The following is a 25,892-nucleotide window of genomic DNA, read 5'->3' as shown; positions in this document are numbered from 1 at the left end:
TGGTATCAGTGATAAACTATATTACTGCTGACGCAGACATAGTTGCTGAAGATATTACAGATGCGGCTACAAAAGCACATCAAGCTCTTAATGAGCCTGAAATGATGGCAATATCCTTCCCTGAATCCAAGCAAGCTAGTACCTTCTATGCATGAGGAATTATATTTCAAGGATGAGGCCTCTCCTCATCCAACACAACTTATACTAAATAATACGCCATTTGTGTACGTGTGGGATTGAGATAGGCCATTACCTAATGTTTGTCCCATGGCGAGACCTAACTGGCTTTGTCCCCAATCCGCCAACTCATAACCTACACCTACTTGCCAACGTTCATTGAGTGCTTTTTGTACACCAACGCCTATAGTATAACTAAATGCAGTTTGTGTACGAGAGGCAAAGTTGGGATTAGTGATTGCTTCAAAAATAATTGGGGTATTAGTAAAATCATGGGCACGATTAAATCCAACTCCGATACTTCCGCTAATATAAGGCGATACTATATAGCCTACATCGGCAAGCAGCTTTCCTTTCAACGCTACATGAGTATGATTAATTTTATAAGAATAAATATAATTATTAAATTCAGGATCGGCATCATCCCAAATCTCGCCAGAAATTGCAGTATTAGTAGTAGCAGCCACTGCTAGACCAATTTGCCCTTGAAATTTAGCATTTATTCGGCGCTGCCAACCATAGAAAAATTCGCCATTAAATAGAGAGCTTGTACTGTTATCTGCCGTGTATGTTTTTTCAATTTCGGGAGCAAGGAAAAAGGTTTGAGTATCGCCCTTATCACTCCAAATAGGTCCCATGCTTAATGTCATAACTTGTGTCCAATCACTTGCTATGACGGATGGTCCCATTGCACCAGAAAATGCACTACTACATAAAAGAGAACTGAAAGCTCCTATAACTAACCTATTTGCATTCATGCATTATCCCTAAGTAATTTTCATTAAAATCAACTCATTCTATTTATAGCATGTAAAGATTCTATATTAAATTACTTAAAAAAAATAAGAGCAATTATTTCTTAATTATGGTTCAGTATTCAGTTTAAAGTATTATTTACTGTTACATTGAGCATTTATATTGCGCAATCGTCTGATTTAAAACATCTTTTTGCTCTTGCTCAGGCCCTCTCCACCTATAGACGCATTGGTACAAGAAAGTGATCTCATCAGCGACGAAGAACTACAACAGGCATCTATAACGATGCAACTGCAAATTAATATGCTTTGTATTTTTGAAGCAATAACCATCACTATGGCCAATGGCGAAAATTTTGCCCAAGATGTTTATGAGCACCTTAGCCAACGTAGTGGCACACCATATCCAGGCAATCCTATTGCTGATTTTTTCTTTGGAGTACCGTTCAACGCTTCTCTTTTTTAATAGCAGCGTCCAACCAGGTTTCTTGTAACCAAGCTATAATTATGTTTCATTATGCTCCGAATTGCTCAAGTTCTTTCATTGTCTGCTCATCAAGCTCTATAAGAGCCGCAGCGACATTTTCTTCAAGATGTTTTACACTTGATGTTCCTGGAATAGGCAATACAACAGGGGATTTTTTTAGTAGCCATGCTAAAGCTATTTGTGCAGGCCGTGCATGAAACTTATCCGATATACGCTTGAAAATAGACATTGATTCAGTAATATTACCTGCGGCTAACGGATACCAGGGAATAAAAGCAATATTTTCGCGCGTACAATATTCCAATACACGCTCAGAATTTCTTTCGAATAGATTATACTTGTTTTGAACTGAAGCTATAGCAGTCATTCGTCGTACCTCTTCAATTTCCATAACGCTGACCTCTGATAAACCAATGTGACGTATCTTTCCTTCTTTATGTAGATCAATGAGTACACCAATTTGATCGGCTATGGGAACTCGGGGATCAATACGATGTAATTGGTATAGATCGATTTGCTCTAACTTAAGACGACGAAGACTCGTTTCACAAGCAGAGCGTAAATACCCTGGGTTGCCATTAACTATCCATTGCTCAGGCCCGGGCCTCTCAAACCCTCCTTTAGTTGCTATAACAAGATTTTTTGGATAAGGATACAAGGCTTCAGCGATTAATTGCTCTGAAACTGCAGGACCATAAGAATCTGCTGTATCAATCATTGTTACACCTAGTTCCAGAGCACGATGAAGAACAGCGATAGCCTCTTTACGATCAGTTGGCTCACCCCAAACTCCTTTACCGGTAAGACGCATTGCCCCAAAACCTAATCTATAGACGTTTAAATCACCACCAATATTAAATGTACCGCTACGATGGGCTGGTTGTACCGCATGCTCAGCTGAGGTCATATATGCTCCCTATAATCATTTATCCATACAAAATAATATAAGTTCTTCTCACTCTTTGCATCAAGTCATGGGATTAATATATGAATATTAATACGATTTAGAGCTTCTATATATTGGGTACATGTATCAGATACATGTACCCAAAGGTTAAACTAAAGGAGGTGGAGGGCCTCTACGTCCAACTAACCCCATGACTAGGAATATTACAAACATGACTAAAAATAAAAAGAATAAAATTTTGGCGATGCCGGCCGCGGCTACGGCTATACCACCAAATCCAAATGCAGCTGCAATTATTGCAATAATAAAAAAGACTAATGCCCAGCTTAACATAATCTACACTCCTTAGTATGAATTATCCATTCATCATTGATTACGCCTACTATAAGTATAGTAAAGAACTTTTAATCCATCACTTCCATCAATTAAGTGGACTCGATCTATCTACTTTTTTTACTGATATGAAGGATTTTTTTAACTTCCGCGACAACAATCCCCTCGCGATCAATTATTTCCACGGTAAACTCCGGTTCAACCTTCTTAACTTGTTCTAACTCAGTACGTATTTTGTCAATTTGTTCTTGAGCAATAGTAAATTTTGCAAAAACAGTTCCTTTTGCTGGAACTTTATATCTAATGCTTGATGATTTATCCCAAACGATATAATTTTTACCGAGAATTTGCATTATCATCAACATATAAAAAGGATCAGTCATGGAATATAAAGAGCCGCCGAAATGAGTTCCCACGTAATTTTTATTCCAAAAGCGCAATTTCATTTGCACCTCAAGAAACATATAATCGGAACTGAAGTTTTTCACACTAATTCCAGCACCTAAAAAAGGAGGCCAATAACGCATCATTTTCAACAAAGTTGAAAACTTCATAAAATGCTCCTTGATAATAAATTACACAACTTAGAAGGGATAATAGTAATCATCTTAGTAATTTTAAAACCGCAAATCAAATATCCATCCTGATCAAATCGATGAAAATAGGGTTAAATTACAGAAACGGGGCAAATGCGAACTGAGACCCATGTTTTCTTATGGTTAAACATATTTATCTAAATGAAACTCAATATTTAATCAACAAAATTTTCGGTCAAAAAAACATATAATTCATTTCTAGAAAAGTACAGATAAAGAGCTCTTAAGCATTTACAAGGGATGATTGTCATACCCCTATTTGCATGTGATGATCGGTAATTGCCCATTTTATCTAAAGCGACTATGGAAATTCGAACAACTGAAGAACGAGACTGGCTAATCTTAAAAGAAACTCGACTTGCTGCACTTCTTGATACCCAGACGGCATTTGGTGTTAGTTACCAAGCAGCGATCACTAATAATGACGAACAGTGGAAACAACACGCATCGTCCGACACCCAACCAAAATTTTGGCTGGCCTTTAAGGATGATAAAGCAATAGGAATGATTGGTGCTGGTGTGGATCAAACAGATCGGTACAATTTGATCGCGATGTGGGTTGAACCAGAGTCACGTGAATTGGGTGTTGCAGGATGTTTAGTAAGTCTGATGCTAACAACAGAGGATTCAAACAGGTATTTCTAGATGTATCACCGGATAACTTGAGAGCCTCACGATTTTATAGGAAACATGGCTTCGTCTTTATTGATGAAGGCTTAATCACTAACATCAGCGATGTACTCAGTGAACTCAATCTCATTGATAAAAGCAATGACATTGATTCTTTAGCGAAACGAATCAGCTTCATGACGAAAACATCGTTGGTGCCTAGAGACGATGAGCACTATGAGGGGATGGAAATGACCACGCTGACCTCAAATGTTTCTGGATACCTAATGTAAGTGGTTTATTGACGGAGGGGCTGTATGGCCGATTATTACGCACAACTGGGGCTGACCCAGGATGCAAACGAAGAAGAGATTAAAAAAGCGTACCGTCGTCTGGTTTTGGCGACACATCCGGATAGAGTGCCAGGAAAAGAAGAAGAGTTCCTGCGCATTCAGGAGGCCTACGATACATTTTGGGAAATGATCAATTATGTAGATTACCGCCTATGCCGGAGACAAGAACGACTACATGCCATTTATCGTCGTAATCCCTCTGACGAAGTTAAAACGCAACTTCGCCTTATTGATTCGCATTTAACTAAAATTTGTACGGTTGTTCCCGTTATTTTGGGATGTGATAAACGCAAACGCTTGTACGATTTAGCCATGGGGTTTAATCACTCTGATGAAATGCTGGAAATTGAACGCCTCATTGGCGGAAAAGACGTTTTAATTCAACACATTAACCAACAAAAGACAATTAACAGCGCGGAAGGAATTTTTGCCTTGCGCGACGCCCACTGTTTGACCCCTGCCAATTTTAAGCAATTAACTTTAATTGACTCCGAAAGCGATTTGTTCTCCTTGTCCATGATATTAGATAGGTTATGGGAAGTTAGTTTACTCACTCAGGGCAATTTCGAGCGACTGATGCAGCAACACCAACACGCCTGCGCGATTCATAATGGAGTAGGCCGTTTGCAACTAGTAGGCATTCTCAATCAAAAATATTTTGAAATAGTGCTCCTGGCTGGGAAAAAAGCCAAGTCAGTAGGCTCAGCCATTGAATACTTATACGAGGTTGGCTTATTAAATGATGAAACGCTCCGCGTTGTGTCACAAAAAAATATGGTGCTCAATATTTGGCCGCCACTCTATGCCATGGAAAAGTCCGGGGAATTGAATGAAGAAACGTCGCGTTCTTTTTTATGGACTGGCCCTCCTGCGCTTCATTTACTGACCCATCGTCTTGACCAAATGATTGCTCATGGCGTTTATCTCATCAGCCAAGATGTTGAGAAAGGCAAAACCGCTCTTTTGCTGGGATTGGAACTTAAAAAAGATTTAAAAGCATTTTTTGAGCGCCCTCTTGAAGAGCAAAAAGAAAACCTAAGCCTTTTTAAAGAATCCTTTATGCATAAATTACATGCCAAAGATGACGAAATGGCGATTCATCGCGAGCAATGGAAAATCATTGTCGTCAATATTGCTATTGCTTTAACAGGAATAGGCTTAATTGCTTTGGGAATTCAATATGCTTTAAATAAGCGATGCTTTTTTGCACCTACTCAGCGAGAACAATTGATTGAAAATATAGCGCAAACTGAATGGTTGTCACCTGGTTGCTCCTGAAATCCATGGGAGGGATAAAAAAAAGTAACGCGCCTCTTCAAAACGAAATTACTGCTCGCAATCGCTACTTTTTTAGAACTGAATTATTGAATAATAAATGATGCGTTAATTAGAGAGTTCTTATGCTTGAATTTGAAGTTATGCCAACGAGTTATTACACCCTGATAATTGCGACAACTTCTGTGGTTATTTCTAAGCTTGCTTCTAGAAAACAACTAAAAAAATTTAATTAAGTACTGTCTGAATTAAAAACTGAATCGCAAAGGATGACACTTGAGATAAAAAAATGGCATAGACTACAAACCAAGAATAATGTCATCCCTAAGGCACAACATGATTAAAATTGATCACACGTTACTAAGTGAAGAGGCCTTGGAAAATTTAATTATTAATATCATTACTCGCCAAGGTATCGATTATGGGGAATATGAAATCGATATTCAGATTCTGCTCTAATATCAGTACTCTGCTCTTTCTTCTATCATTATAAGACATTTCTTACACCGATTAAGAACAAAGTCCCTAATGAGTTTTTTTATTCTTTGCTATACTGATTTCAGAGTAAAGACAATGGATGTCTTAAAAGGAGTTTTTCCTAGGTGTCATGGACGATGCCCGCCACAAGGATGTGGATGATTACTCTAAATCTGTGCGACAGAAGACTCATCTTCCCCTAACAAAGGATGAGTCTCTCTCCAAAAATTACTTCACTAAACCTAAAAACTTCGTTAGTTCATTTTTTACCGCACTTGTTTAAAAGAAAATTCATCCATCTAAGTACTGGATTCTATAGATTAACCCCTGTGTACTCACAGAGTTATCCACAGAAAATGGGGATAAGTAAGTGTTTATTTAATGTCAAGTAAATTGTAACTATCCATATAGGACAAGGGGTTTTATAAAAAAGAAGTTTAAAATCAAAAAACGAGCTGGGCGAAAGATAAAATGATATCCACAACAAAAAATGTGAGGGATATATTTGGGCGGATTGCTATAATAACAAAAAAATTATAAAAAAACAGTCTTGACTTGGATTTTTTTACTTCACTAGATGATCTACTGCTTTATATTCAGATCACCCTCTATGTTTTAAGAAACGAGGCTATTTCTCGACTCATCTAACGTTAGATTCTTTTTGTGTTGAATTAAAAATAGATCAAATCGAGAAATAGCCTGTTCTCTAGTCCTATAATATTCAAAATGCAGTGTGAAAAAAGCTTTCCATGGCTGCATTATCATAGCAGTTACCTGTCCCACTCATACTTACAATAATATTATTTTCCTTAAGTAGTTCTTGAAAATTTTTGCTGGTGTACCAGCATCCTTTATCAGAATGATGCATAAGACCCTGCTCTGGACGTCTATGAGGAATTGCTTGTTTTAATGAACTTATTACTAGTTCAGCGGTCATACGCTCACTCATTGCAAGTCCTACAATACGACGAGAAAATAAGTCCATTACTGCAGCAACATAGAGCCCCCCTTGGGCAATTGCTTTCATACTATCATCCAGTATCATGACTTCTGCGGCTAATAATCCGCGATTAATTTTATAATACAAAACCAGACTTTTATTTTTATTGAAGGAAAAAACGTTCTGATAGGAACAATTTAATTTCAATTTGATTTCTTTTTGTTAATTAATCTATAATTAATCTATAGAAACATGCCAGAGATTTTTATGTTTTTTGAAATAAAGAAAGATAAAAGTACAGTACGCTCTAATAACAGCTCGCAAAACAAACCCGGTACAGCAAAATATAAGACACTGGAAAAATTGGTTATGGAGGAAGGAACGGACCATGGATTTAACATGAGCGATTTGTCGCTACCATCCTCCCCAGATCTTTGCTTTGCCATATGCCGTAACAGTACATTTCGTTATAATGGCAACGAACAAATTTCAAGAAGCAATCCCAACTACTTAGACTTTGTTAATAAACCTCAGAACTTACCTAAAGAATGTCAGCTTAATATTCGTTATTTCGTTCGTAAAGGCTCGTCTTTGTGGACGGATGAAATTTGTAGTGCTTTAGAAGAGAAAGATCCCTTGATAATTTTAACTACTCTCAATCAAGTTTTAAGAGTTGCCGGTATAAATGAGCAGATATATGCAGGGATGGAAATATTTGATACGAATTTCAACAAAACTATTCCTACCGCATCTGATTTGTATAGACAAGTTCCACCTCGTTATAAAGATGGCATAACAATGTGCCTTGCATTCCAAGAAAATGCGAAAGAAGTATTAACAACCATTATAGGCTCTGCAAATACTAATTTAGAAACGTTAGCTTCAACATTGCAAAGTGTCGACGCCGAGTATACAAAAAAACCTACTATTTTTAATGCAACTACTCAAATCAAAAATAATTTCAACGATATTGATATTATCACTCCTCCTAAACATTCATAATTTTACAAGGTGCTACTCGAAGTAGTGAACAGCCTAAATTGGTATTTAGCAATTTAATCACCTATTCACCTGTTTCTGATCCGTAAAAATCTGATTTCTGTTCTTGTTTCAGTAATCCATTATGTCGTGCCAAGGCTTTGTTGCTTAACATCAGTAAAGCCCTCTTTAGCCCTACTCCTCAATGATTCGTACAGCAATTATTTCTATTAAGACACGCATTCCTGCTTGTGCAACAGATAATAAGCGTCCGTTTTTGGAAACCATAACATAATAGATGTGTTTAACCTAGGGGAAGTTCGCATTTACCCCGTTTCTGTAATTTAACCCCAAATAGTTCTTCTAGATAACCTTCTGATGAAGATTCTCTAGTCCCAGAGATACATTTCCCTTCCACTAATTACATCATTTCTTATATTGGAGAAGGTACCAAATTCAATAAGGACTCTTTAACTTCATCAACTAATTGTTCTGATTTAGTCTGAGAAAATAAACCAATTTTGTTGGTACAGGCATAATTTATCCCTACAGCAATGAGATAACCAACACCTAAAAGGCTAATTGCTGTTACAATTTCTGCTATTAACCACCAGATCCCCCTATGACTTTGTAATACAGGTTTAGCTGCATCGATTTCAGCCAGGCAGGCGTTCTTATAACCTTTTAATAGAACTAAATCATTTTCATTAGCAATGAGCTCGGCATTTATTTGCAGCTCCCTTACTAAATGATGCATTCTGTCTGCTGCATTTGAATACCCACGAGTTCTTAAATCAATTTCTTTTTCTTTTAGTTTAATCAATTGTTTTCTTATGCGGTCCAGAGGTTGCTTTAATCGTTCCTGATCAAAAAACGACCTATTTAATTGGTCTAACTTTTCGTAATATTGAAAGTTCATTTGAGAAAAGAGCCTAATTGATTCGTCTAAGGTCGGCCGCAAATTGGAATCAATACTTATCATCTGATTGAGATGATTTCTAATCTTATTCTGATCATCCATTGTTAGGACAAATTTAATTGTAGGAGTATTGAACAAATCATTGTTAGTTGATTTATTCTTTATATAATCTAAATCCTTATCTTTGGGGATATAATAATTAAGATAATAATCACCCCATAAATAACTTAAAACACGCCCTACCGAGTACACGTCAGATTTTATTGAATACCTTGGAAAAAGCACAAAAGACTCAGGAGGTCGATATGCTCTCGTGCCAACCTTACGGTAATCCTGCAGTCCTTGCTTCAAATTAAAACCAAAATCTATAACAGTAACTTTGGGTGGTGATTGATTGAGATCAACGATTAGATTTGATGGCTTTATATCTCTATGTACAAGTTTTTTTTCCTCTACTTGCTTTTTTATAGCATTTAAGAGGGCAAGAGTTAACTCAATGCGCTTTGCAACAGTAAATTGCGAAATATGTTCGAAAATTTCGCCTCGTTTTTTAGGGTGCAGTATTTTCTCTAAAGAAACCCCTTCGGCTTGATCCATTATCAAATAGCTCTTCGCTCCATTAGACCCTGCTATAAAAATTGGTGGCTTAGGATGTAAGTGTCCAGATAATAGTAATCCTTTATATTCCTGCTTCACCTCAATCACTTTATTTTTTTGGCTGTGATCTTGAATTTTTACTACCTTACACCCACCTGGTTTTACTTGCGCTGCTCCCGAAGTAAATTTAATGGTTCCAGTAATTGGATAGACCACGCCATAACCACCTTTCCCTATAGGTGATTGATTTGTGTCATAGACCTCAAATCGAGCGCCTTCTTGTCCTTGCTTTCTTTTACGTTTTAGCAGGGACTGAGTAAAGCTAAATTGATATTGGATAGAGCCATAAGTATATTCATAGTCTTTATAACCACTCCAAATGCCTTCAGCACCACCTTCGCTTAAAAAGGAATATAGGGCATTGTAATGTTCTGGATTAAACTTATGAATTTTTAAAGGATTGATAACGAGTTTAACTATTGTTGGCATGAAATCTTTATGATTTATTTACAAATTCTCAACGATTATACAGCAAAGGCTTATATTTGTTAATTTTGTTAAATATCGCTCATTCTTTGTAAAAGATGTAGTATAAAATGGAGTAAATATCTTAAGTAATGGATCCCAGGTTTTTATTTCAAGGAGAGAAGTATGGCCTTACTGATTAGAAAGGCCTTTGGCTTGTAGGATTGTTCCTTCCTTTCCCTGATTTTGCTATATCTGCCATATAGGGTAGTGACCCCATTCGTGTCAAAATTTACGGTTTTATAATCTACCAAGATCTTTTTTAATGTATTGCATACGTATATGAACCATCCCTTATTGCAAGCTAATTTTTTTAGAAGGTATAGATAAATAGTTGCAGTCGTATATTCGGCGTTCAAGCCAAGCTTGCGCCCTGATGTAAATCCGCACTCTATTTCCTAATTGGAGCCAAGGCTTCAAGAGCCGTGTTGCAAAACAGGTTTTAAAAGAGTTGGTTTTACCTATTAACCATCATCAAAAATTAACCAAAGCAAACTAAGAATTATATTTTATGTTAAATTAAGCACTTAATATTGGGTATTAAGCTGCTCCCATTTTTTGATTACAATCAAATTCATTTCCTGTTTTTAACAGTGACCATATAATGCGTGCATTTTTATTGGCTGTGAGTTCACCGATCCCAGGGATATTGAGAAGGCGGCGACATGAGTCATTTTTTTTGCAGATGTATTTTATTTTCTGGTCCATTCTCTTAATCCGTGCCTCTATAGCAATCAATTCGTCATAGAGCCCTCGCATTAACTCACGAGATGACGCGGTTAACTCATTTCCTTCATTATCAATAACATACAATAGAATATTTTTTACCTTTGCTGCTCCTTGAGGCATCGCAATACCATATTCTAAATTTAATCTCCTGATTTCATTTATTAAGGCTGTTCTGTTCTTGACTAATCGACTTCGTACTCGGTGTATCGATTGAATATCCTGTTGCTCCACTTGTTTCACCGGAACATAATGCATTGCAGGACGACTCGATGCTTCAACCATAGCTTCAGCATCATTGGCATCATTTTTATTTGTTTTAACAAAGGGCTTAACAAATTGAGGGCTAATTAACTTAACGATATGACCCTGACTCTGAAAAACTCGCGCCCAGTAATTTGAGCCACCACACGATTCCATGACTATCGTGCATTGGGACAAATTAGCAACGTATTCCGTTAATTGAGTTCGTTCAATGCGTTTTTTTAATATTTTTTTACCTTTTTTATCAGCACCATGAAGTTGAAAAATATTTTTAGCTATATCTATACCTAATACGTTAACATTCATTATGAACCTCCCATCCAGTTTCAAACAGTCAATTTGAATACTAAGCTGGTTACTATTAAATGCCAACTCAGTGGGTGGGATAGTTCATTACATTGGAGCCCTTAAAACAGAGTATATTTTACAATACATCACTGACAGGGACATTCGAGATAAAGTTCAACGCCAAATAAACAAGGGAGAACATCGCCATCAATTAGCACGCTGTATTTTTTTGCAAACCAAGGAAAATTTCAAGTTGGTGACTACGAAGAAATCATGAATAAAGCAAGCTGCTTAAGCCTCGTATCGAATGCTGTATTGTATTGGAATACGATGAAAATGACAGAAATTATTACCCAACTTAAAAACAACGGAGAAGTTATAAGTGATAAGACACTAACTCTTATATCACTTTTACCACATAAGCATTTGATTACAATGGGTACTTATTTTACCAATACTGCTATTGATCAATCGGAAATAGAGGATGTGGGAGAATTTACGGTTTTAGAGCAAATTTAGATCTCAAACCGTAAATTCTGACACGGATGGGGTCGCTACCCCACGAAAAAGACATAGTAAAAGCCAATCAACCTTAACCCCTTCCTCAATGGAAGAAGGTACTGTCCCATAGTTATCAGGTTTTAAATTTGTTTCCTTATTATTGTTTCTGTAAAACAGCTACGTAAATAAAAACCTCTCGGTAGGGTCTTTATTTTATTTCCCTCCTCATCATAGCCATAGCACAAAGATTTACCATTAGCCCCTTTAGGCCTGACTTGTAAATATACTCCGGCTTTAGCATCTATAGTCGCGAGTTGGCCAACGCTGATTTGCAATGTCAAATAATTCCAGTCCTCCGCAAGAACCTGCTCTTCATGGGGTTCAGGTGACCATAAAAAACCGCGGCCTATTCTCCTATGAAGATAAGGAATATCGGTATTTCCTTCAGTTGGAATCCATAAAATACGCTTTAATTTGGCATAACATTGCGACGATTTCCACTCTTCCTGATGAATAGTAAGCAAAGGAATTGAAGTAATAAAAGTCGACTCTGTCGGTTTGCCTGATTTAGCTATAGGAAGGGTTTTTAATTCTATTCCTAGATGTTGAAAATCGGGTACTGCTTTATTATTAGCATTAGCACCTAAAGCCAATTCAAGCGCTTGCCCTACCCAACCCTTCCTTTGGTTTGAATGTTCAGGAATAATCAATCCTAGCTCCATAGCCAATTGACCAAAGCTAAGTCCCTCGAGCATGTTACATCGCTCTATGAGTTCTTCTTCAGTCGTTGGTGGAGACATGTTTTTTAACTGGTAAATCACTATGTCCTTCTTTAATCTCAATAGAAATAGGCTCTATAGGAGGCCTAACTCCTGCTGCTTTAAACTGAGCGGTGATAGCAAATAGCACTTTTGATCTTATCTCAAAGCGGGTATGAATCTGAACATTAATGAAATAACGAGCCTCAAATTCAATTAATGCTTCATCAATTTTTTTCAGAAAAACTTGAGCCGGGGGATCGGGCTCTATTTCAGGAATGATAGCAAGAACATCCAAGATCAACTGTTGAATCATTACAGGATCATCCGCACGACTGACTTTGATTGGCACGACCGTTCTCACAATACTGTCTTGATGAGTCCAATTAGTAAATGGCTTATTAAAGGTTTCGGCATTCGGTATTAACACTTCCATATTATCCCAAGAAGAAACCCTCATAGTACGAATACCTATATGAGCTACTCGTCCCTCATGCTCGCCAATAGTAATTAGATCCCCTTCTCTCACAGGCCTTTCAATAAGAAGCATGATTCCACCGATTATATTGCTGGCAAAATCCCTTAAGCCAAAGCCCATACCGACGGCTAAACCGCCTAAGATCATGGACATGCCACTAAAATCAAGCCCAAGGACATGTAAGGTAATAAAAGCACCTAACATAATAATGGTATATTGAGTGAAAACGGACAAACTATTACGAATTCCAGCATCTTTAGCATTTTTAAATAACCAGCGATAACAAAATTCACGAGTCCATTTTGATGCCCAAACAAAACTAGCAAGAACAATGAAAAACTCTATGGTACTCATTACTGTAACGTGAAGACCGGGCAAATTCACAATGGTATATTGGGCCAGTTTTCCCAGGCTAGTCATCACAAGAGAATCAGAATGCCATCCATACAGTTGAAATAGAACTAAAATGCTTAATAAAAACAAAATAATACGCAATATTTTATCTATGGGTTTTAAAAACACTTCTATCCATAACCAACCATTACGCAGTGATGAAATCATCCATTCGGAGAACAACTCCAGAGCATCAAACACTAAGCCTCTAGTTAAGATGTAACCTACCAATACTAATAATAGATAGGCCTGATAACGACACATAGTCCAGGCTAAATTGACAAACCCCAATAAGCCGATAATCGCTGTTGTAAATAAAGTAATAGGAACCAGAATAACTAGCAAAGAAATTGCATTTTTAAAATACCGCTTTTTATATTTTAAAAAGGGTCTTAATAAATAAGGAATAACGTCTTTACTCTTCCAGGCTACTAAAGAAACAGCCAAGATAAACAACATGAATAATCGGTTAAAAATATCTTGTATCAATAAAGGCAAAGGAAATAAATGACTAAATACCATTAAGGCAGTAGTCCATCCTCCCAAAAGAAACAACCATTTTAAGCGATAATATAATTTAACATCTTTACCCGAAGAATCGGAAATTCGCTCAAGTAAACCAAGGCGTGCAATTAAAATTAATATTCTGAAAGTAAACCATACTGAGATTAAATTAAATAACAATTGATAATTAGCAAAAGAAATATTGGTAAAATATAAACTAGCCCACAGCATAGTAAATAAACAGAGATAAGGTATATTTCTCTGCAGCAGGGTCAAAGTTCCATCATAAAGGTAACCTGTTAATCTAGAACGTTCTTTATCATTGCTTAACGATTTTAAAAAGCGATTAAGTGTGAAGAAAACAACCACAGACAAAGAGAGAATCACCCATAAAATAGCCGCCGGAAGAGTATCCAGCCAGGTATAACTGTCATAAACTTTTAACGCCAAGGTTTTAACATATTTGTAAAATAAATTAGGAATTTCGATCAATTTATTAACAATAACTGGCAAATTCTCCATATTATATTCAGCAAGCGTCTGCCGAGAGGAGACTAGCTTTTTTAATTGATTTTGTGCGTCGTCTAATTGAAACAATACCGTTTGCTTTTGTTCTGTAATATCACTCAGTTGACTGTTTAATATTTTTTGCAAGGCATTAATAGATTTCTTTAAGTTGGTATCAACCGCCAACTTGGCTTCATTATTAAGGGTACTCGTCATCTGCTGTAGCGATTTTTCAATATTCGCGTACTGTTTAAGGCTCTCTCTGTAGGAGTCCAAGGCGAGTTGCAAGGTCTTCGTGTCTGTATTTTTTAGCAACAAAATCTTAGCTTTGATAATCATTTTCTGCAAATTCAGCGCATTAATGTTTTGATGGATCAAAGCAATATGCTGGTTATTGATCAATAGATTAACTTCATTGCTCAGTTGAAAATTAGAGTTATTGGTTACATGGTGTTTTTTATCATTATTATTGATATTACTCTGATACAGTTGGTTTAGTTCTTGATTTAATTTAGCTTTAGTTAGTTTTATCTGATCCAGCTTTTGTTCCAATTGATAATTCTTTTCCCAAAGCTCCAACTCTTTTATTTCATCCTTTAAAGCAACTTCAAGCTCTCTTGCCAAGGTTAAATTTTCATTAATTAATTCAATTGTTTTTTTATTTATAGTAAGCAACGTTTCAACTTTGGCCACCCGTTCCTGAATACTGATTTCAGCACTAGCAAGAGGCAACTGCTGCAAGTATTTTAACCGTTGATTCAGGGCGAGTTGTTGCTTATTTTGATTATCTAAGAATCCTTCTAAACTCTGAATTTTGGCATTTGTCATGGTTAACATTGACGAAATCTGCTGCATTTTCGAGTTATACTGTGCCTCGTTTTTGGGCTGGATATTCTGAGCAGAATTGTTTATAGCGATTGTTAAATGTGTTTTTTCTTGAGCCAGATATTCGATAAGCGTTGCTTTACTTTCTTTACTAGGTGTTGCATCAGCAAAGCTGCTCAACAAAGAAAGCAACAAGAAAAAAAATAAAGAGAAACGCCACCAATTTTTAAAATTAGTGGCGTTATCAATGGGCTTATTTTGTCGTAATATTTGGTGCAAGTCTAATTCCCAGTTCATTAAGTTGTGCTGTGCCAGTTGGTGACGGCGCATTAGTTAAGAGACAGGAGGCCGTCTGCGTTTTTGGAAAAGCAATAACATCTCGTATCGAGCTTGAATCAGTAAGAAGCATTGCCAATCTGTCTATACCTAAAGCAATTCCACCATGAGGAGGCGCACCATATTGTAATGCATCAAGAAGGAATCCAAATTTTTCTTGGGCTTCTTCCTCATTAATACCTATTAAGTCAAACACTGTTTGTTGTAATTCTGATTGATGAATACGAATAGAGCCCCCACCAATCTCATAACCATTGATCACTATATCATAAGCCTTGGCTAATGATTCAGTAGGCTTGGAGCGTAGTGCATCAGAAGATAAGTTTCGTGGCGAGGTAAATGGATGATGCATCGGTTGCAATTTCTCACTTTGATGATCCATCTCAAACATCGGCCAATCAACAACCCATAATAACTGCCATCCTTCATTGAGTAGTTTTCTGTCATGCCCCAGTTTAATTCTTAAGGCTCCCATTGACTCATTAACGATATACTCTTTGTCCGCCCCAAAGAAAATGACATCGCCTGATTGAGCATCAACACGATTCAAAATAGCTTCAATAGCATCTTCAGATAAGAATTTTAAAATAGGCGATTGCAATCCTGATAGACCAGCGGCACGATCATTGACCTTGATATAAGCGAGACCTTTTGCTCCATAAATACCAACAAATTGCCCATAACCATCGAGATCTTTTCTACTAAGATCACAGCCATTAGGTAATTTTAAGGCAACGACTCGCCCAGCAACATCATTTGCTGCACCAGAAAATACTTTGAAATCACACTCACTTACCAGATCAGCAACATCCACTAGCTCTAAAGGGTTACGTAAATCAGGTTTATCACTACCGTATCGTCTCATTGCCTCTGCATAAGACATGCGTGGTAATTTTTCAGGCAAATCGACATTAAGAATCTGCTTGAACACCACGTGTAACAAACCCTCTATAAGTCTCAGAATATCTTCTTCATCAATAAAGGCCATTTCAATATCAAGCTGAGTGAATTCAGGCTGTCTGTCAGCGCGTAAATCTTCATCTCGGAAACAACGTACAATTTGGTAATATTTATCAAAGCCAGATACCATCAACATCTGTTTAAATAATTGTGGCGATTGTGGTAATGCATAGAACTGCCCGGGATGCACACGAGAAGGCACTAAATAGTCTCGCGCTCCTTCAGGAGTGGCTTTGGTCAACATAGGCGTTTCTATGTCCAGGAAATCTTGTTGGTTCAGGTAATTACGAATACAACTAGTAAGTTTATGCCTTAATGTTAGTTTATTTTGCATTACGGTACGACGAAGATCGATGTAACGATATTTATAGCGTAAATCTTCGTTCACTACTTGGTGATCGTCGGGTAAAAATGGAGGAGTTGGAGACTGATTGAGAATTTCAAGCTTTGTGCCAACCACTTCTACACGGCCCGTAGCCATTTTCTCATTCACCATACCCTCGGGTCTTCCGCGCACAATTCCTGTAACACGAACCACAAATTCAGAGCGTAGTTTTTCAGCAATAGCGAATGTATCTTTATTTTCTGGCTCATAAACAACTTGTAATAGCCCAGATTTATCTCGAATATCTAAAAAAACCACACCACCATGATCGCGTCTATTATGTACCCAACCACATACAGTAATTTCCTTGTTTAAACTCGATTCATTCACTGCTGAACAGTAGTGTGTACGCATAAGACCACCTATTAATTTTTATTTTGTAGTTACTAATGGCATGCTAGCGTTGTTAGACTGCATGACACCTAAAGAGATAATAAACTTCAATGCCTCATCAATACTCATATTTAACTCAATGGCCTCTTGTTTAGGAACCATGAGAAGAAATCCAGATGTAGGATTAGGCGTTGTTGGTATAAACATAGAAATCATTTCATTATGAGTATGTTTATTAATTTCAGTATTTGCGCCGCCGGTCTGAAAACCAATGGTCCAAAGCCCCTTGCGAGGATACTCAATTAATAATACTTTACGAAATGCCTCACTATTGGTCGATAGAACCGTATGAATCACTTGTTTCACTGAATAATATATAGAGCGAACCAGGGGGATTCGTGACAAGACATACTCCCCCCAGTTAACAAGTCGTTGACCAAAAAAATTGGTGGCAAAAATACCCGTACTAACCAACAAAACCAAAGATAATATGACCCCTAAACCAGGAATATGTATTCCTATTAACTGCTCAGGTTGATAGGCCTTAGGTATTAAGGCAAGCGTGTTATCAAGCAAATCGATAATAAAACGAAGCACTACCATGGTTATCAGTATAGGTAACCATACTACAAGGCCAGCAAGTAGGTAACTTCGTACGGGCTTGAATTTCACTCAGCATCACCTTTAGTCGTTTTCTTTTCAGTACTTGCTGCCGGAGTCGCTTCCGTAGATGCCGTAGTACCTGAATCAGAACTAGCTCCCTCTTTTTTATTAGACGTATTTGTAGAGGACGTGCCTTTATTTTTAAAATCTGTGGCATACCAACCAGTCCCTTTAAGTTGAAAACCAGCTGCAGAAACTAATTTAACTACCGAATTATTAAAACATACTGGGCATTGTTTTACCGGTTCAGCCGTGACCTTTTGAATTAAATCAAAATGATGATGACAACTTGTACATTCATATTCATAAATTGGCATCGAAAATAACTCCATAAACTTCAAATAACATTAATTGAACATTTAATTATAGCTAACTAGCATAAAATGAACAACAGATGTTGCATTATATATGTGAAAGAATAGCTAGTTTTTTTCCCCAATTTTTAATTTTGCATAATATGCAAAAGTTCCCGCCCTGCTGCAAGCTTGCCAGAATACGGCGTAATACCCAGTAAAGGAACATGAAGCATTCTTTTTAAAGTTTCAATATTTTCTGCCAGGGCTAACATCTCAGAATTGAAACAATTTGCGATCCATCCGGCACAATTAATTTTATTAACCTTCAAAGCAGTTTCAGTCAGCAACGCATGATTAATGCAACCTAACTTCATTCCCACCACCAAAATAACGGGTATTTCGGTTTGTGTTAAAAAATCAATCCAGGTTTCCTTATCATTTAAAGGCACCATCAAACCACCAGCCCCTTCTATAAGTAAATTATCAATCCCTGTTATCTGTAAGTTCAAGCAATGATCGGCTATTTCACTAATAGATAGCTCTACCCCATCCTCTTTAGCGGCTATATGAGGAGATACCGGCGATTTAAATCGCCATGGATTAATTACATCAAGAGACAATCGGCTATTTTGTTGTAATTGTTGCGCATCAGCACTAACTAATTGCCCATCAATAAAAGAGCAGCCGCTTGCCACGGGTTTAATTGCAGCAGTATTAGCAAAAAAATTAACTAATTGAGATGTTACATAGGTTTTGCCACAATCAGTGTCAGTACCTGTAATAAAGTATCGTTTCATTTAATAAACTCTAAAATTTCTTTAATGAATAGTTCCGAATGCGATAAGAACGGCATATGAGCTGCTTTATTAAAAAGAACATACTTAAAGTCGGGATAATCCAGCTGCATCTTATGCATCGTTTTTACAGGCGTAATCGGATCCAATCGCCCAAACATATAACAGGTTGGTTGTAGCAAGTCTCTTATCTCTTCACGCAAATCCCATTCATCCAAAATACTTAGGCCAGACTCTAATCCATCCCGAGATGGGGGAGCACCCAAGGAAAATTGGATATTACTTTTATTGACTTGCAAAGCAATAAACTCATTTAGCGTTTTACTGATGTCTAGAGAAAGATTTTTATAAAAATGAGAAAAAACCTCTTTAGTAACTCCCGGCCAACTCTCCTCCGCAACAAAACGTGGGGACGAATTAATATTCAATAAATAGAGCACTCGCTTTGGTTCTTCTATCGCCAGCCTCGTAGCATAAAGTCCTCCCATAGACCAACCGGCTATTGCAAACTCTCTAGGCAGGAACTCTAATAAAAATCTTTTAAAAGTCGGCCAATCCATCATGTCAGTACGCCCAAAGCCAGGTAAATCGACTAAAACAAGCTCATAGTGGTTTTGTAGCTCTGGAATTAATGACAACCAAATTTGGTGATCAAATCCCCATCCATGAAAAAAGACTAAAGGCATCCCCTGGCCATAACGTTTAATGTGTACGTTCATAAATAGTATGCAATGTTTTAAAAAAATGATGGATTTGCTCTTCTTGATGATTATAGTTAAGAATAACCCTCAACCCTGTTGCTTTTATATTGACTGTAGGCGTCCTAATAGCAAAACAACTAAATCTTGCCTTTTTAAGCTCTTGTGCATAATGAAGGGCTAAATGAGGACATCCTAATTGCAACTGCTGAATAGGAGTAACAGAATCAGCCCATTGCAAAGGAGAGCTTGTGGTTTTTTCTCTGAATAAAACTACTAAGTGATTTAATTTTTCTCTTCGATTATCCGCATTAACTATCACGTCCAAAGTTTTTAATAGCCCATAACTTAGCGCAGGACTGACTGCTGTAGAATAAATTACAGAACGCCCCGCCTGTAATAAGGCCTGTATCCACTCTTGTTGCCCCGCGACAATCGCCCCTTGAGCAGCAAATGCTTTACCTAAAGGGATAACTCTTAAGGGGACGTCATGTTGTGTTAAACCATGAGAATAAACCGCTCCTCTGCCCTTTGATCCGAGAATACCAAAGGAATGTGCCTCATCAACCAATAGCGTCGTTTTATTGCTATGACATAATGCAGCAATAGCAGCTAAGGGCGCTGTCTGCCCACTCATACTAAAAATTCCTTCCGTGAGTACGACTGCTCCGGAAGCAACTGGGTTTAGTTTTTGTGCGAGATCCAACATATCATTATGTTGATATCGAGTATAGGATACCTGAGATAAAGCTAATCCATCATAAACAGAAGCATGAATACTTTTATCAACGACACAATGAGCTTTAATAGAACCTAATAATGCAGTAATTGCCAAATTCGCTGCGTAACCTGAGGAAAATAAAATGCACTCATCAACCTCTAATAGTTCAGCAAAGGCTCGCTCAACGGCTTGATGATTGGGGTGATAGCCGCTCAACAACATAGAGGCACCACTACCGCTAGGATAAGTGCTGTATCCCTGCCGATACGCCTCTGCAATGTCGTTATCCTGCGTTAACGACAAATAATCATTGCTATCAAAATGAATCAATGTCGAGTTCGTAGGTTCTGATAACTGCCTTACCCTCAACAGACCTTGTTGCCTTAGCTGCCCAGTATATTCTCGGATTTTCTCAAGCACGGTCATTTATACCATCTCGGTCAAGCCTAACTTGCTAAAAAGCACTTTATCTTTTTGCCGTTGAGGATTTTCTTCTGTCAATAATTTATCACCAATAAACACAGAATTTGCCCCAGCATAAAAGCATAAAGCCTGTAACTCATCACTCATTTCAGTACGACCCGCTGTAAGCCTAATAAAGCTTTTAGGCATAAGAATTCGTGCTGTAGCGATTGTTCTGACTAACTCGATCCCTTCCACCTGCGTTGAATTAGCAAGACGAGTACCCTCAACAGGAATCAATCGATTAATAGGAACACTTTCTGGGGGAGTGTCCATATTGGCAAGCGTCAATAAAAATTCGATACGATCTTCTCGTGTTTCTCCTAAACCTAAAATGCCACCACAACAGACATTAATTCCTGCTTCTCGCACCGTATTTAATGTATCAAGACGATCACTAAACTTACGTGTAGTCACCACTTTGTCGTAATAGGAAGGGGAGGTGTCTATATTATGATTGTAGAAATCCAAGCCAGCTTCTTTCAAACCCTCAGCTTGTTCTTTATTGAGCATCCCCAAAGTCATACAGGTTTCTAGGCCTAATGCTTTAACCCCTTCGATCATTTCCTTTAATTCAGGCATCGCTTTATCTGGTACACATCTCCAGGCAGCCCCCATGCAAAATCGCTTTGCTCCGCCATTTTTTGCTTCCTGAGCACTTTGTAACACGTCAGCAACAGACATCAGTTTTTCTTTTTCTACATGGGTCTTGAAGTGTCCGCTTTGGGAGCAATAACCACAATCCTCAGGACAGGCGCCCGTTTTAATGCTGAGTAAAGTCGCGAATTGCAATGAGTTTGGCTCGTGATGGTTTCTATGAGATAGGTGGGCTTGATGAAGTAAATCATTAAAAGATTGTTGATAAATTGCACTTACTTCAGCGATTGACCATTTTTTCTTAGCCTCAGACACAGTATTCCCCTTTTATTCATGATGTTGGACATGATAAAGTGGCGCACAAACTTGTCAACCAAATTTTAAATAAATGGTCAACGTAGAACAATTAATAGCAAGAGACTTAAAACATGTTTGGCATCCATGCTCCCAAATGAAAGACTTTGAGGCCTGTCCACCCTTAGTGATTGATCGTGCCCAAGGAAGTTATTTATATACTGATCGAGGCCCCTTAATTGATGCCATTTCGAGTTGGTGGTGCAAATCTTTAGGACATGGCCATCCTGCAGTTATTTCTGCTATTGAAAAACAATTAAAATCGTTTGAGCACGTCATTGGTGCCAATACAACACATCCTAATATGGTTGAATTAGCCGAGCAATTAACTCATATCACTAAAAAGCAACATGTTTTTTTTGCTAGTGATGGTGCAAGTGCTGTTGAAATTGCCATGAAACTGAGCATGCATGCAGCTCAATTGAAAGGCTATAAAAACAAAAACCAATTTATCGCACTAAAAAATGGGTATCATGGTGAAACATTAGGGACAATGGGGGTAAGCGACTTAGGAGTCTATAAAAAACCTTACGAAATTTTTAGTATTCCTTGTTACTTTATCGATAATATTCCTTATGTGAGTGGTGTTGATGATCCTCTATGGACGTGTTCTGACCATTATTGGGACACTGTAGTCAAGCAACTAGATGAAGTCAGCGAGCACGTTTGCGCGCTTATACTGGAGCCCATCATTCAAGGGGCTGGGGGCATGCTATGCTACAGTGCTGATTTCTTACAAAAGCTCTCTTCCTGGGCCAAATCTAAAGATATCTACCTGATTGCTGATGAAATAATGACGGGCTTGGGACGCACAGGACAATGGCTTGCCTGCGATCATGCCCATATAACACCCGACCTGATCTGTCTATCCAAAGGCATGACTTCCGGTTCTATCCCCTTAAGTTGTGTCATGGTGGATAATACTATTTTTGACTTGTTCTATGATGACTATCAAAAAGGCAACTCATTTTTACACTCTCATACGTATAGTGGTAACCCCTTAGCTGTTAGCGCGGCCCTAGCAACCATTAAAACGATGCATGAGGAACAAATTATCAGCCAAGCCCAACAGTTAGGAGATAACATGTTCAAATGGTTAACACAGGTTGCTGAGGCCACAGGTAAGTTGCACAATGTGCGTGGTATTGGTGCCCTGGTTGCAGCTGACTTGATGCCCATAGGCAATTACCGAATAGGAAATGAAGTATATCAACAAGCTCTAAAATATGGAGCATTGATAAGACCTATAGGCAGAACCTTATATTGGCTTCCGCCCCTGAATACAGATAAAGAAACTATTGGGAAATTAGCAGAAATAACACTAAACTCTATAAATGCAGCTTATACTAAAGCGCAAAAAAATGGACAAACTATTTCAAAAAATCTCGAGAATAATTTATAAACGGTTTACTTTTTTTTGGATGCTGGTTACGTTCCTCCTGCTTTTGCTCGCTCTCTATATTAATTGGCAGGTCAGTCTAGAAAAATCATACAAAGACATTTCGGATACAGCGAAACAGTTAGGGAATGATATGGATAGACTGATTGAAGATCTTTTTCAGGAGGTCTATACCCTTCCGGTATATGAAAAAAATATTTCTCAATGTAACGAAGGACTATACCCTCATTTAGAACATATCACCCTCAATTTTCCCCGTATTGCTGGCATCCTAGTAAGCGATAAGAACAAACTACTCTGTTCAACTATAGAAGATACTCAGGGATTAACTTTATCTCATAATAAAGCAAGAACCATTTTAGGGCCCTTCACCCTACCCATATTTGACCAACCGGTTTATTTGCTTCAACAAAAAATAGGTAATTATTATGTCGGTGTCCTAGTCCTTGCATCAATATTTAAAAATACCATTACGCCTACAGAAAAGACCCCAAGCATTATAGCGCTCTATGATTATCGTCAAAAAAATAATATTTTTAAAATAGAACGTGAAGATGGCAAATCAATCTGGTTCATTGACTATGATCGTGATGCCATCCCACTCTCAAACCCATGGGCAATGTTTGCGTTCAATAAATTATATAGTGTCGATGGAGTCAGCCTTGTTGTTTTTGTTAACGAAGAGACCATGTTTAATAATTTAGGATATAGAGAAATAGTCGTTAGTTTGATTATTTTTATTATTTCAGGTTTCCTCTATTTCATCATGCATGCTCTACTCTCTAAACGTTACTCATTAGTAGGCTCAATGAAGTTGGCAATTAAGAATAAAGAATTTTACCCTGCCTATCAGCCGCTCTTTGATCGAGAGGCGAACCAATATTCTGGTGTTGAAGTTCTATTACGATGGCAAAGTAATGAGAATAATGACGGAAACGAAGACAAAGTGATAATGCCAGACTTTTTTATCGTAGAGGCCGAAACTAATGGCTTAATAGTGCCGATTACCTTGCAAATTATAGAGCAATCCTTTATTGAAACACGAACTATCCTAAAGAAAAATCCCTCATTTCATCTTGGTTTTAATATTTCAGCCTGCCACTTTATTGATACTATGTTTTTTGAACAATTTGCTGTGTTAATGAAACAATATGCCATATCCCCGACTCAAATTATTCTTGAAATCACCGAGCGCGATTTATTGGATAAAAACAACAAAATATTTTTTAATAAGATGCGCCAATTACGTCAATCAGGATTTTCATTAGCAGTCGATGATTATGGCACGGGACATGCTAGTATTAGTTATCTACACCATTTTCCTTTCAACTATTTAAAAATTGATAAGTTATTTGTACAGGCTATAGGAACAAAAGCAATTACAGAATCGTTAAATGATGTCATTATTAATATGGCTAAGCGCTTGAATTTAATTATCATTGCAGAAGGTGTTGAAACAGAAGAACAAGTTAATTATCTAGCAATGAAAGAAGTACGATATTTGCAGGGTTGGTATTTTTCAAAAGCGTTATCCATTGAAAAATTAATTGACCTGTTAAAAGGGAGTAGAAATGAATCATCATATTAAATACTATGGATTATTATTGATGCTTGCATGCATTCAAGGATTTTCTGCGCCTATAGCAGAAAAAATTAACTTTTGGCAATGTACCACTCATGACAATGCTAACCAACAGTGGACTGCACGAAATATATACCAAAAAATGGCGCTCAATATTGCCTTTGCAGAATGCAAAAAAGGAAGTCAAACCCCTGCATCATGTAAAGCCTCAAAAGAGGATTGCGAAGAATTTAATCAAGGAATGAGTATAAAACCAGAATGGCGATGCACCGCATTAGATCAAACCGCCGAACCTTGGCAAAGTAATTTTTATAGACATCGTGATGATGCGGCTTTGGCTGCACAAGCTTATTGTAAGGAAAAAAGTGTGGTTCCTGATACTTGTTACATTAATTTGGTTACTTGCGTCAATCTTAATGCAAGGGAACAAATGTAATGGTATTTGCTGTTGGATTAACTGGTAATATAGCCAGTGGAAAAACTACCGCCGCCAAACTTTTTTCAAGTTTTGGTATTCAGGTTATCAATGCAGATCAGATATCCAAAGAATTAACTGTAAAAAATACACCTGCTTATAAACAAATCTTTGAACATTATGGTTCCGATGTTCTATTAGACAATGGAGAGCTCAACCGAAAACGTCTTAGGGAGATTATTTTTTCTCAGCCTAATGAACGCCAATGGTTAGAAAATTTATTACACCCACTAATTCGCACTCAAATAGAATATCTAGTTAGTTCATGTACCACCGCTTATTGCGTTGTTGAGATTCCATTATTACTGAAAAAAGAAAACTACCCTTATCTCAATAAAATAGTAGCAATTATCGCACCCCAAAATATGCAAATAGCACGCGTCATGGAACGTGATCAATGCTCTGATGCACAAGCTTTAGCCATCCTATCAACTCAACCAGATGATAATTCTCGTTTAAAAATTGCAGATGATGTGATCACTAATGACTCAGGACTGGATGCTTTACGACATAATCTAGAAAAACTACATCATAAATATCTTAATGAGAGCAGATCAAAATAAATTACGTACTGACACCATAGTCAGTTGACTAAAAGATAAAGATATCTTTTGTTTTCAATATCTTTTATGTTACCCTTAAGCCCCAGTTTATAACTTTTATAC

General features: G+C 37.4%; 27 protein-coding genes and 1 pseudogene. 12 read left to right on the top strand and 16 right to left on the bottom strand.

Annotated elements, in window-relative coordinates; all coding sequences use genetic code 11:
* Positions 1–8 precede the first annotated feature (8 nt).
* On the top strand, positions 9–155 hold the full coding sequence (locus LFA_RS19790; protein ID WP_157010299.1) for a hypothetical protein: 147 nt from the start codon (positions 9–11) through the stop codon (positions 153–155).
* A gap of 30 nt (positions 156–185) precedes the next feature.
* Here the strand turns inward: LFA_RS19790 and LFA_RS06475 are convergent, their stop codons facing one another.
* Positions 186–935: an outer membrane protein gene (locus tag LFA_RS06475; protein ID WP_045095460.1), complete on the bottom strand. Its 750-nt coding sequence runs from the start codon at positions 933–935 to the stop codon at positions 186–188.
* Between the two features lie 196 nt (positions 936–1,131).
* Here LFA_RS06475 and LFA_RS06470 point away from each other — a divergent pair, with 196 nt between their 5' ends.
* Positions 1,132–1,398 (top strand): hypothetical protein, encoded by a 267-nt coding sequence (locus LFA_RS06470; RefSeq protein WP_157010298.1) that lies wholly within the window; start codon positions 1,132–1,134, stop codon positions 1,396–1,398.
* A gap of 49 nt (positions 1,399–1,447) precedes the next feature.
* On the opposite strand, the gene LFA_RS06465 is transcribed toward LFA_RS06470, so the two are convergent.
* The 3 genes from LFA_RS06465 to LFA_RS06455 all read right to left on the bottom strand — a co-directional run bounded on the left by LFA_RS06465 (position 1,448) and on the right by LFA_RS06455 (position 3,213).
* Complete coding sequence (locus tag LFA_RS06465) at positions 1,448–2,326, bottom strand: aldo/keto reductase (RefSeq protein WP_045095458.1); 879 nt, start codon at positions 2,324–2,326, stop codon at positions 1,448–1,450.
* Positions 2,327–2,473: 147 nt separating this feature from the next.
* Positions 2,474–2,659 carry a DUF1328 family protein gene (locus tag LFA_RS06460; protein ID WP_045095457.1) on the bottom strand — a complete coding sequence of 62 codons (186 nt, stop codon included), beginning with the start codon at positions 2,657–2,659 and terminating at the stop codon, positions 2,474–2,476.
* Positions 2,660–2,766: 107 nt separating this feature from the next.
* Positions 2,767–3,213, bottom strand: coding sequence for a YiiD C-terminal domain-containing protein (locus LFA_RS06455; RefSeq protein ID WP_045095456.1), 447 nt, complete (start codon positions 3,211–3,213; stop codon positions 2,767–2,769).
* A 321-nt stretch (positions 3,214–3,534) separates the two neighbouring features.
* On the opposite strand from LFA_RS06455, the gene LFA_RS20145 reads away from it, so the two are divergent.
* From LFA_RS20145 to LFA_RS19395, 4 genes are all read left to right on the top strand, one after another.
* Positions 3,535–3,900 (top strand): GNAT family N-acetyltransferase, encoded by a 366-nt coding sequence (locus LFA_RS20145; protein WP_197541203.1) that lies wholly within the window; start codon positions 3,535–3,537, stop codon positions 3,898–3,900.
* Positions 3,849–4,157 (top strand): GNAT family N-acetyltransferase, encoded by a 309-nt coding sequence (locus LFA_RS20140; RefSeq protein ID WP_197541202.1) that lies wholly within the window; start codon positions 3,849–3,851, stop codon positions 4,155–4,157. Before LFA_RS20145 ends, LFA_RS20140 begins: the two co-directional genes overlap by 52 nt.
* A gap of 24 nt (positions 4,158–4,181) precedes the next feature.
* Positions 4,182–5,495 (top strand): J domain-containing protein, encoded by a 1,314-nt coding sequence (locus LFA_RS06445; protein WP_045095455.1) that lies wholly within the window; start codon positions 4,182–4,184, stop codon positions 5,493–5,495.
* Between the two features lie 333 nt (positions 5,496–5,828).
* Positions 5,829–5,951: a YheU family protein gene (locus LFA_RS19395; protein ID WP_157010297.1), complete on the top strand. Its 123-nt coding sequence runs from the start codon at positions 5,829–5,831 to the stop codon at positions 5,949–5,951.
* A 739-nt stretch (positions 5,952–6,690) separates the two neighbouring features.
* Here the strand turns inward: LFA_RS19395 and LFA_RS06435 are convergent.
* The gene (locus tag LFA_RS06435; protein WP_052673876.1) at positions 6,691–7,116 is read right to left on the bottom strand and encodes a DDE-type integrase/transposase/recombinase; all 426 of its coding nucleotides are present in this window, start codon (positions 7,114–7,116) and stop codon (positions 6,691–6,693) included.
* Between the two features lie 60 nt (positions 7,117–7,176).
* On the opposite strand from LFA_RS06435, the gene LFA_RS06430 reads away from it, so the two are divergent.
* Positions 7,177–7,911 (top strand): hypothetical protein, encoded by a 735-nt coding sequence (locus LFA_RS06430; protein WP_045095454.1) that lies wholly within the window; start codon positions 7,177–7,179, stop codon positions 7,909–7,911.
* Positions 7,912–8,320: 409 nt separating this feature from the next.
* Here LFA_RS06430 and legK1 read toward each other — a convergent pair whose 3' ends face one another.
* A complete protein-coding gene (gene legK1, locus LFA_RS06425; RefSeq protein ID WP_045095453.1) occupies positions 8,321–9,892 on the bottom strand; it encodes a Dot/Icm T4SS effector kinase LegK1 in 1,572 nt (523 codons plus the stop codon).
* A 576-nt stretch (positions 9,893–10,468) separates the two neighbouring features.
* Positions 10,469–11,224, bottom strand: a complete 756-nt coding sequence (locus tag LFA_RS06420; protein ID WP_052673875.1) for an IS110 family RNA-guided transposase — start codon at positions 11,222–11,224, stop codon at positions 10,469–10,471.
* 70 nt (positions 11,225–11,294) lie between these two features.
* Between LFA_RS06420 and LFA_RS19785 the strand changes: the two are divergent.
* A pseudogene (locus LFA_RS19785) lies at positions 11,295–11,725 on the top strand (Tn3 family transposase).
* Between the two features lie 122 nt (positions 11,726–11,847).
* On the opposite strand, the gene mutH reads toward LFA_RS19785, so the two are convergent.
* The 9 genes from mutH to bioB all read right to left on the bottom strand — a co-directional run bounded on the left by mutH (position 11,848) and on the right by bioB (position 21,732).
* Positions 11,848–12,528, bottom strand: coding sequence for a DNA mismatch repair endonuclease MutH (mutH, locus tag LFA_RS06410; protein ID WP_045095452.1), 681 nt, complete (start codon positions 12,526–12,528; stop codon positions 11,848–11,850).
* A complete protein-coding gene (locus LFA_RS06405) occupies positions 12,488–15,451 on the bottom strand; it encodes a mechanosensitive ion channel domain-containing protein (RefSeq protein WP_045097456.1) in 2,964 nt (987 codons plus the stop codon). Before LFA_RS06405 ends, mutH begins: the two co-directional genes overlap by 41 nt.
* Positions 15,426–17,207, bottom strand: a complete 1,782-nt coding sequence (aspS, locus tag LFA_RS06400; RefSeq protein ID WP_045095451.1) for an aspartate--tRNA ligase — start codon at positions 17,205–17,207, stop codon at positions 15,426–15,428. The genes LFA_RS06405 and aspS overlap by 26 nt, the downstream gene beginning before the upstream one ends.
* 18 nt (positions 17,208–17,225) lie before the next feature.
* The gene (locus tag LFA_RS06395) at positions 17,226–17,789 is read right to left on the bottom strand and encodes a DUF502 domain-containing protein (RefSeq protein WP_407927635.1); all 564 of its coding nucleotides are present in this window, start codon (positions 17,787–17,789) and stop codon (positions 17,226–17,228) included.
* Between the two features lie 65 nt (positions 17,790–17,854).
* Entirely contained in the window at positions 17,855–18,166 is a 312-nt protein-coding gene (locus LFA_RS06390; RefSeq protein ID WP_045095449.1) for an FmdB family zinc ribbon protein, read from the bottom strand.
* 125 nt (positions 18,167–18,291) lie between these two features.
* Positions 18,292–18,942: a dethiobiotin synthase gene (bioD, locus tag LFA_RS06385; RefSeq protein WP_045095448.1), complete on the bottom strand. Its 651-nt coding sequence runs from the start codon at positions 18,940–18,942 to the stop codon at positions 18,292–18,294.
* The gene (locus LFA_RS06380; protein ID WP_045095447.1) at positions 18,939–19,658 is read right to left on the bottom strand and encodes an alpha/beta fold hydrolase; all 720 of its coding nucleotides are present in this window, start codon (positions 19,656–19,658) and stop codon (positions 18,939–18,941) included. The genes bioD and LFA_RS06380 overlap by 4 nt, the downstream gene beginning before the upstream one ends.
* Positions 19,642–20,784, bottom strand: a complete 1,143-nt coding sequence (locus LFA_RS06375; protein WP_045095446.1) for an aminotransferase class I/II-fold pyridoxal phosphate-dependent enzyme — start codon at positions 20,782–20,784, stop codon at positions 19,642–19,644. The genes LFA_RS06380 and LFA_RS06375 overlap by 17 nt, the downstream gene beginning before the upstream one ends.
* Positions 20,785–21,732, bottom strand: a complete 948-nt coding sequence (bioB, locus tag LFA_RS06370) for a biotin synthase BioB (protein ID WP_045095445.1) — start codon at positions 21,730–21,732, stop codon at positions 20,785–20,787.
* A gap of 73 nt (positions 21,733–21,805) precedes the next feature.
* Between bioB and bioA the strand changes: the two genes are divergently transcribed.
* From bioA to coaE, 4 genes are read left to right on the top strand one after another with little or no spacing between them, the layout of a single operon-like run.
* Entirely contained in the window at positions 21,806–23,173 is a 1,368-nt protein-coding gene (gene bioA / locus LFA_RS06365) for an adenosylmethionine--8-amino-7-oxononanoate transaminase (RefSeq protein WP_045095444.1), read from the top strand.
* Positions 23,133–24,758: an EAL domain-containing protein gene (locus LFA_RS06360; RefSeq protein ID WP_045095443.1), complete on the top strand. Its 1,626-nt coding sequence runs from the start codon at positions 23,133–23,135 to the stop codon at positions 24,756–24,758. Before bioA ends, LFA_RS06360 begins: the two co-directional genes overlap by 41 nt.
* Positions 24,742–25,188 (top strand): hypothetical protein, encoded by a 447-nt coding sequence (locus LFA_RS06355; RefSeq protein ID WP_045095442.1) that lies wholly within the window; start codon positions 24,742–24,744, stop codon positions 25,186–25,188. The genes LFA_RS06360 and LFA_RS06355 overlap by 17 nt, the downstream gene beginning before the upstream one ends.
* Positions 25,188–25,790: a dephospho-CoA kinase gene (gene coaE, locus LFA_RS06350; protein ID WP_045095441.1), complete on the top strand. Its 603-nt coding sequence runs from the start codon at positions 25,188–25,190 to the stop codon at positions 25,788–25,790. Before LFA_RS06355 ends, coaE begins: the two co-directional genes overlap by 1 nt.
* Positions 25,791–25,892 lie beyond the last annotated feature (102 nt).

Source organism: Legionella fallonii LLAP-10, from assembly GCF_000953135.1.
GTDB lineage: Bacteria > Pseudomonadota > Gammaproteobacteria > Legionellales > Legionellaceae > Legionella > Legionella fallonii.
Note: the sequence above shows the minus strand (reverse complement) of the source record. Positions and strands in the feature narration are given on the sequence as shown.

Bases quoted from the DNA above. Each gene is read 5' to 3' on its own strand.
- LFA_RS06355 (WP_045095442.1), top strand. From the start codon at position 24,742: ATGAATCATCATATTAAATACTATGGATTATTATTGATGCTTGCATGC.
- coaE (WP_045095441.1), top strand. From the start codon at position 25,188: ATGGTATTTGCTGTTGGATTAACTGGTAATATAGCCAGTGGAAAAACT.
- legK1 (WP_045095453.1), bottom strand. From the start codon at position 9,892: ATGCCAACAATAGTTAAACTCGTTATCAATCCTTTAAAAATTCATAAG.
- bioA (WP_045095444.1), top strand. From the start codon at position 21,806: ATGGTCAACGTAGAACAATTAATAGCAAGAGACTTAAAACATGTTTGG.
- LFA_RS06460 (WP_045095457.1), bottom strand. From the start codon at position 2,659: ATGTTAAGCTGGGCATTAGTCTTTTTTATTATTGCAATAATTGCAGCT.
- LFA_RS06375 (WP_045095446.1), bottom strand. From the start codon at position 20,784: ATGACCGTGCTTGAGAAAATCCGAGAATATACTGGGCAGCTAAGGCAA.
- LFA_RS06445 (WP_045095455.1), top strand. From the start codon at position 4,182: ATGGCCGATTATTACGCACAACTGGGGCTGACCCAGGATGCAAACGAA.
- LFA_RS06475 (WP_045095460.1), bottom strand. From the start codon at position 935: ATGAATGCAAATAGGTTAGTTATAGGAGCTTTCAGTTCTCTTTTATGT.
- LFA_RS06360 (WP_045095443.1), top strand. From the start codon at position 23,133: ATGGACAAACTATTTCAAAAAATCTCGAGAATAATTTATAAACGGTTT.
- LFA_RS06455 (WP_045095456.1), bottom strand. From the start codon at position 3,213: ATGAAGTTTTCAACTTTGTTGAAAATGATGCGTTATTGGCCTCCTTTT.
- LFA_RS06465 (WP_045095458.1), bottom strand. From the start codon at position 2,326: ATGACCTCAGCTGAGCATGCGGTACAACCAGCCCATCGTAGCGGTACA.
- LFA_RS06420 (WP_052673875.1), bottom strand. From the start codon at position 11,224: ATGAATGTTAACGTATTAGGTATAGATATAGCTAAAAATATTTTTCAA.
- LFA_RS06390 (WP_045095449.1), bottom strand. From the start codon at position 18,166: ATGCCAATTTATGAATATGAATGTACAAGTTGTCATCATCATTTTGAT.
- bioD (WP_045095448.1), bottom strand. From the start codon at position 18,942: ATGAAACGATACTTTATTACAGGTACTGACACTGATTGTGGCAAAACC.
- LFA_RS06380 (WP_045095447.1), bottom strand. From the start codon at position 19,658: ATGAACGTACACATTAAACGTTATGGCCAGGGGATGCCTTTAGTCTTT.
- LFA_RS19395 (WP_157010297.1), top strand. From the start codon at position 5,829: ATGATTAAAATTGATCACACGTTACTAAGTGAAGAGGCCTTGGAAAAT.
- LFA_RS06395 (WP_407927635.1), bottom strand. From the start codon at position 17,789: ATGGTAGTGCTTCGTTTTATTATCGATTTGCTTGATAACACGCTTGCC.
- LFA_RS20140 (WP_197541202.1), top strand. From the start codon at position 3,849: ATGTTTAGTAAGTCTGATGCTAACAACAGAGGATTCAAACAGGTATTT.
- LFA_RS06430 (WP_045095454.1), top strand. From the start codon at position 7,177: ATGTTTTTTGAAATAAAGAAAGATAAAAGTACAGTACGCTCTAATAAC.
- aspS (WP_045095451.1), bottom strand. From the start codon at position 17,207: ATGCGTACACACTACTGTTCAGCAGTGAATGAATCGAGTTTAAACAAG.